The sequence below is a fragment of the Aquiflexum sp. genome, assembly GCF_977115555.1.
Map to the genome: position 1 here is coordinate 1 of NZ_CDSBKL010000186.1, position 7,852 is coordinate 7,852.

A 7,852-nucleotide genomic window follows, 5' to 3' on the forward strand; every position below is an offset into this window, starting at 1 on the left:
TCCAAGGTTTTGACCTGTCCTTCCGCACGGATAAAAAATGATTCATTTGTCTTTTCAATATATCCGCCACCTGCAATGGCATTATTTTCTTCCAACGCTTTGAATACCTGCAGCAGGTCAATGTTCATTGATTTGAGTCGCTCAGGGCTGACAGCAACTTCATATTGTTTCAAAAATCCTCCCCAGGTGTTGACTTCCACGACTCCAGAGATACCGGAAAGTTGTCTTTTGACTACCCAATCCTGAATCGTCCTCAGGTCAGTCAGGCTGTACCTGTCTTCATAGCCCGGAGCCACATCTATGATATATTGGAAAATCTCACCCAGACCAGTCGAAATGGGGCCCATAAATGGCTGTCCAAAACCGGCAGGGATTTTTTGCTCAGCGGTTTTGATTTTTTCGGCAATCAGCTGCCTTGGTAGGTAAGTCCCGATTTTGTCATCAAAGACAATAGTTACTACCGAAAGCCCGAATTTGGAAACAGACCGGATTTCCTTTACCCCCGGCAAGTTGACCATTTCCAACTCAATGGGGTAAGTCAGGTATTTTTCTACGTCTTCTGTAGATAGATTTCGGGAAGTGGTAATGACCTGTACTTGGTTATTGGTCACATCCGGCACGGCGCCTATGGGTATTTGGGAGAGTGAATAAGATCCAAATCCAACCAGACCAAGGATAAAAAGAAAAACAATGATCTTATTTCCTACACTCCAACGGATGATTTTGTCTAACATGGTTTCAAAGTTTTAGTAGCATTAAAAAACATTATGGATAAAATTCGAGGTGGAAGTTGATTTTAATGATGTCTTCTGTTTTGACCAACATAAAACTTGGCCTTTCAACTTTATATTCCTCTAGTGAAATGGGGATTTCGCCTTCCACCACGATGCCATTTTCTTTCTTTTTGGAATTGGCTTTGAATTGGATCGGTTTGGTGATACCATGGAAAGTCAGGTTACCACTGACCACCAATTGCTCATTTTGTTGGGAAATCGAAGTACTGACAAACTGTACTTTGGGGTATTTGATTGATTCCAGGACTTCGAGTGCATGGGAATCCCTGTTCGAGTTTTGACTGTCAAAATCAGCAACCAACGCACTTACAGCCACTTTTTGGATGGTACTACCGGAATCTTCGAGTACTATCACCGCATTTACTTCTTTATTTACGCCTGTCCAGTCATGAAGAGAATGGCTGGCGCTATAGGTTATTTCAGAGGTTTCTTTTTTTGCCCTCATGCTGACTGACGGCAGGGGAAAGCTTGAACCCAGGAAAAGGATTGTTAAAATCAGGGAGATTTTCATAAGTTGTTTTTCTAAAATTTCATAACAATAGTAGCACCTGCAAATGCCCCAAAAGCGGTAAATGCCGCAGCTTTGTGGATTTTAGCGTATTTGGGGTCTCCGGCTTTTTCTGCCAGAATATTGGTTGCCACCATCGCAGTAAAGTGGATTGAAGCCAGGATTTTGTGGGCTTTGATGGAATTCAGTCCTTTGACTTGTTTGGATATCAAGGGAGGAGGCGCAAAGAGCGATAAGGCAGCGCCTGTAAAATATCCTATGTTCACTGCTGCAGCCAAAGTTTCGTGGGTACCCTTGAGTTGTGTTTCTCCATTGTATAATTTCCCGCCTACAATGCCCTGTGCTATCATTCCCGCCAAAGTGGCATAGCCCAGAACCTGATGGGTCACCAGCATCGTTCTCCTTATTTTCAGTTCCTTGATTCTGTTTTCTTCATTAAGCTTCATGATGCCGGTCCGCCTCATTAGCCCCCTTTCACCCCAAAATATTCTTTGGGTAAACATGATTTTGTCAGGTAGTAACTGAGTCGGCACTTCTGCTTCCGAATCTAGGGACATCAAGAGGCTATCTATATCCTGGGCTTTTGCCTGATGGATAATTACAAATAGCAGTGTGAAAATCAATAATAGCTTTTTCATCGTTTGTCAGGAATAAACCCGAAGGTCGTTGCCGTTTAGTTGGGTATTATACACAGTCAGGTTACGTTTTCCGTTACTGTTCAGCCCTTTGCCTCTGGAATCAAACCTTGCATCATGAGCCGTGCAGTGAAACTGGTTTTTGTCGTCATCATATACCACCTTTCGCTGCTGTTCATGGCTACAGATTACAGTAGCAGCTACATAATCTCCCTGAATTGTCCTTGCTACCAGGACATTATCTTTGATCAGAAACCCTCCTGTCCGGTTCAATTGCGGAAACTGGCTGAGATCCAAAGTGAAGTCAACAGGAGTATTTTGCGGATTTTCAGGTTGGGAAAGGCAACTTCCAAGGCTAGTGGCAGCCAAACCGGCAGCTGCCCCAGCACTGATCCTGAGTAGAAAATCTCTTCTTTGCATATACACTTGAGTAATTTGAATACTCAAATGTATCTTCAGGCATCTTTTGGAATCCTTAGAGAATTCTTAAGGTTTGCTTAAAATCCGGTTTTATCAGGAAAAATGAGCCGTATGGACGTCCCCTGACCTTTTTCACTTTCAAGGGAAATGGAGATTCCCAGATGATCACACAATTTTTTTACTATCGAAAGTCCCAAACCTGAACCTTGCACTTTCCCAAGCTCAGGGGAATTTTCTCGAAAAAATGGATTGAATATTTTGGATTGTGCTTCTTTTTCTATGCCGATTCCTTTGTCTTTCACTTCCAAAATTCCGGTGGAATTCTCCTTCCAAATTGCCACAGAAACCTCGGTGTCATCTTTGGAATATTTCAATGCATTTTGAATGAGATTGGTCAGAATGATGAAAACCGATTTCTCATAAGACTGAACATACAATGGCTCCTCAGACCGGTTTGTAAAATTTATCTTTCTTCCTTCACTTTTTTGGATGGACTCGGTGACTTCCAGTGCAATACTTTCCAGGTCGATTTCATGGATATCCCATGCATCTTTTTGGACCCTTGCCAGGGCCAAGAGTTGGTCTATGATGCTGTTCAATTTATCAATTTCTTCCAGGCCATATCTCACCTTTGCAATATATTCCTCTTGTTCCCGAGGTTTGCGGATCAATACCTCAAAGTTTCCTTTCAGCACTGAAAGCGGAGTCCGAAGTTCATGTGATGCATCAGAAGTAAACTGCTGCTCTCTTTTCATGGCCGCTTCGAGTCTTTCCAGAAGGTCGTTGATAGACACTGCGAGTTCCTTGATTTCATCATTGTTTTGCGGCAAGGGGATCCTTTTGTCAAGGTTTTTTTGGGAAATCAATTTGGCCATTTTGGTGATTTTGTCAACTGGCTGGATACTTTTGCCCGCAAGAAATCTCATGGTCAAAAAAAGCGAAAACAGAATGAGTGGGTACAATACATACAAAATGATCCTAAGGTTGTAAAGCAGGTTTTTTGCTTCTTCAAATGAGGTGGCTACAAGAAGGTATCCTTCGGTTTTTCCATCGTGTTTTAAAGCAATCTGCATCTGCCTAATCTCCTGATTGATAAAGAATTGGTTGTATCCTTTTTCACTTGAAGAATGGTCTTTTCTGAATCCCAAATGAAAGCTCCCAAGATTCGGTGATTTATCCAATTGGATTCCTTCCTTGTCCACGATCTCAATAAAAATCGGATGGAACTGTACTTCTTTGTGTTCAGCTTCCTCCCACTCATCTTTATGCAAAAATCTGATCTTTCCATCAACCAAAGTGATCTGGTTTTGATGGATTTTGGTCTCCAATTCCAGATCCTTGTCAATATTTCTTATGACGGTCCAATTGGCCACGCCATAAATAACCAAAAAGGCAATCAGAACAAGTAAGGCTGAAGCACCTGTCAAGTAAATTGAAAGTCGGATTTTGTATGGTAGATTCATTATTCTTGGGCCATATAGCCTACTCCCCTGATTGTTTGTATATAATTATCCTCCTTGGACAGCCCAAGTTTTTTTCTGATCGAATTGATAAAAACGTCTATGACCCCCGTATCATATTCGAAATGAATGTCCCAGACACTTTCAATGATCCTGCTTCTCCGACATACTTTGCCTTTGTTGCGGATCAGGTACTCAAGCAAAGCAAATTCTTTCTGGGTCAATACAACCTCTTTGCCTTCCTTTTCAACCCTATGTGTATCCGTGTACAGTGCGATTGGACCCAGTGTGAAAATCACTTGTTCACCTGATTTTGGTCTGAGCTGCACCCTGATCCTCGCGAGCAATTCCTCAAAATGAAACGGCTTTCGGATATAGTCATTGGCTCCGGCCTGCAGTGCGAAGACTGCCTCATCAGAAGTGTCTTTTGCAGTGAGAAATATCAAGGGAGTATTCGGAAAGGATTTTCTGAAATTTCGGGTAATTTCAATTCCGCTCATTCCAGGAAGCATCCAGTCTACCAAGAGCAAATCATATTCCCCACTCAAAGCCAGGTCAAGTCCGCTCTTTCCATCATCAGCTACATCGACGGCATAGGATTCCTCTTCCAGACCCTGCTTCAGAAATCCCGAGATACCACGCTCATCTTCAATAACCAAAATCCTCATTTACCAAACGATTTACATTTCTTCCAAATTACAAATTCTACCCTGTATCCTGATCCAACAGGTACGGGAAATTAACTCAATAAAATAAAACCCATCCATCTATTTCTTTCATATTTCCGAATCCCTTTGCTGCATCCTTGATGGGGTCAGCCTCTATTTTATTTTTTTTCGCCATCAACACTGCGTCTGAAGGCCTCTTTTTTGTAAGCCAATCAGGTTCTTCTTTAAGGTTGATGAGGTTGGCTTTCCACTTTTCATCTTTTTCAAATTGGGTTTCCCTATTCAGGTCTTCTGACCCATCATATAGAGATATGATATTTTTATCCGTCAAAAAAGACATGGAAGGCATCCTGCGGTCATAGATGATGATATGATCCACTTCAGGCAATTCATTTTGTATAAAAGAAGCCACGTTTTTTGGGTCATTGACCATCCCTGAATTGTTTCCAAAAAAATAGGTCGAAGAAGCTGTAATCCCCATCAAAAAGAGGTATCCCATCAATATTGTTTTGTCAACAGTCTTCATATTGATCGCCCTAAAAGAAACCAAAATAGAAGCTGTGACCACCAGAATAAAGTAAAACTTATAATTCAGAACTATTTTGGAATCAACCAAAGGGCTAACGGCCAAACCAATCAAAATCAGCAACTGAAAACCGAATTGGATCCTATCCCATGTGACCTGACTCTTGTTTTTCAAACCTACCCAAATTGCAGAAGCAGCAAGCGCTATTCCGGGATATACAGGCAAAATATATAGTACCAGCTTGGATTGGCTCATGGAAAAAAAGAGCAGGGGAATAAATACCCAAGCCAATAGGACAAGCATGTCCTTGTTTTTCCCGACCCATAGGCTTTTTACCCTTGAGGTTATCACCAAAAACCAAGGAAATGCTGTCAGGATAACAATTGCGATATAAAACCAAAATGGCTGACTTCTTTTGAAAGTATCGGAAGAGAACCTTTCAATAGTATGCTTAAATACAAAATAATCCAAGAACTGCCTGTCTTCAATATACAGCATTACAAACCAACTAAACCCGACCAGAAGGAAAACCAACAATCCCAAAAGGTGAATTCTGCCATTTCCAAATTTTGTTTTTTGGGAGATTTTCTGAAAAACCAACAGTACAACCGGAACAATCAAAGCCACCGGACCTTTGGTCAAGAAACCAAAACCCAACATCAGATAGAAAAGCAAAAGGTATCTTTTTTTGTAATCTCTGAGGTATAAAAACCACGTATAGATGGCTGCCAAAACAAACACAGCCAGAAATCCATCAGTAGTCAATGCCCTGCCTGAAATAATCAAAGTCGGGAAAGATGCAAAAATCAGTGCCGAATAAAAAGCGGTTTTGTTATCCCCAAAAAGCAACTTCCCAATCTGAAACACAAGCCAAATCTGCATCAAAACTGCGATTTGTAAGAAAATCCTTGCCGACCAAGAAGAAACCCCGAAAAGTTTATATGCCACCGCTGTGATCCAATAGGTCATCGGTGGCTTATGGTAATGGTAGATTCCCATCAAAGTCGGGTGCATATAATCCCCGGATTCGATCATTTCTTTTGGGATTTGCGCATAGCGGGCCTCGCTGCTTTCCGTCACCTCCCAATTCCCCAAATTGAACATTAGAACCATCGCAGTAAATACCATCAATGCAGGAAACCTGTACCTTTTGAATTTGAATACCAATGACTTGGCTTTTTCGAAACTTTGCTGATAGTGAAGATATAAGTTTCGGGAATACACAATCATTCCAAAAGCTTGTCCTATAAAAAGGACCGCGTCCTGACGGATGACAGCGTAGACGGCAATCATCAATGCTCCTGCCATACTGATATGCCAAAATGAAACAGGGAAAACAGATTCTTTCCTCTTTTCAGAATATAGCCACTGAACCACAAATCGGGAAGTAAATACCACCTGACCTAAGGTTCCCCAAGTCAGCAAAAGTCCCTCGATTTCAGGATTAGCCAGGAATTTCTCCCAATTATAATTAATGCCAAAAATTAAAAAAAGAAATAAAACTGATGGCAATAACACCGCCAAAATACGAATCAGCAAAGGCAATCCCTTCCAATCTCCCTTAATCTGAAGATTTCGGATATATATCATATAACCCACAATCTGCCCTCCAACGATGACAATGTCGCTACGAATAAAACCGTATAAAATCAGAAGAAATGACGCCAATAAGCTCAACTGCCAAAATAAAGCCGGAGATTGTACATTTTGGGCTTTTTCAGATTTCAACAATTGAATTATAAACCTTGCTGCAAAGAGACCTTGGGCTATCAGCCCTAACCCAAGTAACATAAAATTATTCATGGAATTTTGGGGTTTGCAACACACTGGATTCCTTAACAGTATATACGATCCTTCGCTTTTTTAACCTATAAACCAGAAACAGGTCCATCAAAGGCTGCACTATCCTGTTGAAGGCGTTGAATTTGGATTTGCCTTCTGTCCGGGGAAAATGGTTTACTGGAATAACCTTTACTTTACCGCCATAAATCTGGGTAAGAGCCGGGAAAAATCTGTGAAAACCATTGAAATAGGGAATTTTTAAAGCAAATTCTCTTTTGAAAATTTTTAAGGGACAGCCGGTATCTTTCATTCCGTCCTTCAAAAAACTATTTCTAAGCCAATTGGCAAAAGAAGAAGAAAACTTTTTCCCAAAGCCATCTTTCCTGTTTTGTCTTTCTCCAGTAATCAGGTCGAATGACTCCAAATAGGGCTCAAAATTGGAAAATTCTTTGGGGTCTGTCTGCAGGTCGGCATCCATATATCCAACCCAATCTGTGGTAGCATGGTCAAAACCTGCCCTGATTGCTGCACTTAAGCCCCTATTTATCTTGAAAGAGATAAAGCCAAAAGAACTGTCGGAGGAACATACTTCCTTGATTCGGATTAGGCTATCGTCCTTAGACCCATCATCTACAAAAAGGGTAAATACACTGAGTTTGGAAATATTTTTATACCTGTTCACCTCATCCTGTATCCTAAGGATATTTCCTTCTTCGTTGAACACAGGTACAATTAGCGTAATACCCCTCATTTCAAAAATTTTTATAAAAACACCAAGCAAAACTCATCCTTTAATCTTAAGAATGGCTTAAGAAAATCTTAAATAGCCCTTAAATATCCCCAAAATATCAAATGGAAAGTATTTCTCTCTGAAGATGCTAGGATAAAACAAGAGAGATAACCGATGTGCTTTGGAAAGCATTTTTCCTTCCGCAAGTTAATGACAAAAAAATATTTGCCTGAAATTTCGCAATTATTTGTGCCTCAAAAATAATAATCAATTTTTCTTTTTCCCGAGACAATGGTCTAAATTATTTTATGCTTCGGTAAAGGCAAAGA

Annotated in this window: 8 protein-coding genes; all 8 read right to left on the bottom strand. The window is 40.7% G+C overall.

The genetic code is table 11. The features are described 5' to 3' along the window. On the bottom strand, nt 1-734 hold a 734-nt coding region (locus ACZFYI_RS11940), incomplete at its 3' end, for an efflux RND transporter permease subunit (protein WP_462524357.1). 31 nt (nt 735-765) lie between these two features. Then, nucleotides 766-1,305, bottom strand: coding sequence for a YceI family protein (locus ACZFYI_RS11945; protein ID WP_462524358.1), 540 nt, complete (start codon nt 1,303-1,305; stop codon nt 766-768). A gap of 11 nt (nt 1,306-1,316) precedes the next feature. Then, on the bottom strand, nt 1,317-1,940 hold the full coding sequence (locus ACZFYI_RS11950) for a hypothetical protein (RefSeq protein ID WP_462524359.1): 624 nt from the start codon (nt 1,938-1,940) through the stop codon (nt 1,317-1,319). A 6-nt stretch (nt 1,941-1,946) separates the two neighbouring features. Further along, nucleotides 1,947-2,357 carry a QcrA and Rieske domain-containing protein gene (locus ACZFYI_RS11955; RefSeq protein WP_462524360.1) on the bottom strand — a complete coding sequence of 137 codons (411 nt, stop codon included), beginning with the start codon at nt 2,355-2,357 and terminating at the stop codon, nt 1,947-1,949. A 77-nt stretch (nt 2,358-2,434) separates the two neighbouring features. Then, on the bottom strand, nt 2,435-3,820 hold the full coding sequence (locus tag ACZFYI_RS11960) for a sensor histidine kinase (RefSeq protein WP_462524361.1): 1,386 nt from the start codon (nt 3,818-3,820) through the stop codon (nt 2,435-2,437). Beyond that, nucleotides 3,820-4,485 carry a response regulator transcription factor gene (locus ACZFYI_RS11965; protein WP_462524362.1) on the bottom strand — a complete coding sequence of 222 codons (666 nt, stop codon included), beginning with the start codon at nt 4,483-4,485 and terminating at the stop codon, nt 3,820-3,822. The genes ACZFYI_RS11960 and ACZFYI_RS11965 overlap by 1 nt, the downstream gene beginning before the upstream one ends. A 76-nt stretch (nt 4,486-4,561) precedes the next feature. After that, on the bottom strand, nt 4,562-6,814 hold the full coding sequence (locus ACZFYI_RS11970) for a lipid-A-disaccharide synthase N-terminal domain-containing protein (protein ID WP_462524363.1): 2,253 nt from the start codon (nt 6,812-6,814) through the stop codon (nt 4,562-4,564). After that, nucleotides 6,807-7,544: a glycosyltransferase family 2 protein gene (locus ACZFYI_RS11975; protein WP_462524364.1), complete on the bottom strand. Its 738-nt coding sequence runs from the start codon at nt 7,542-7,544 to the stop codon at nt 6,807-6,809. The genes ACZFYI_RS11970 and ACZFYI_RS11975 overlap by 8 nt, the downstream gene beginning before the upstream one ends. Nucleotides 7,545-7,852 lie beyond the last annotated feature (308 nt).

Excerpts from the sequence above, each read along its gene's own strand:
- ACZFYI_RS11960 (WP_462524361.1), bottom strand. The coding sequence starts at position 3,820 with ATGAATCTACCATACAAAATCCGACTTTCAATTTACTTGACAGGTGCT.
- ACZFYI_RS11950 (WP_462524359.1), bottom strand. The coding sequence starts at position 1,940 with ATGAAAAAGCTATTATTGATTTTCACACTGCTATTTGTAATTATCCAT.
- ACZFYI_RS11975 (WP_462524364.1), bottom strand. The coding sequence starts at position 7,544 with ATGAGGGGTATTACGCTAATTGTACCTGTGTTCAACGAAGAAGGAAAT.
- ACZFYI_RS11955 (WP_462524360.1), bottom strand. The coding sequence starts at position 2,357 with ATGCAAAGAAGAGATTTTCTACTCAGGATCAGTGCTGGGGCAGCTGCC.
- ACZFYI_RS11970 (WP_462524363.1), bottom strand. The coding sequence starts at position 6,814 with ATGAATAATTTTATGTTACTTGGGTTAGGGCTGATAGCCCAAGGTCTC.
- ACZFYI_RS11945 (WP_462524358.1), bottom strand. The coding sequence starts at position 1,305 with ATGAAAATCTCCCTGATTTTAACAATCCTTTTCCTGGGTTCAAGCTTT.
- ACZFYI_RS11965 (WP_462524362.1), bottom strand. The coding sequence starts at position 4,485 with ATGAGGATTTTGGTTATTGAAGATGAGCGTGGTATCTCGGGATTTCTG.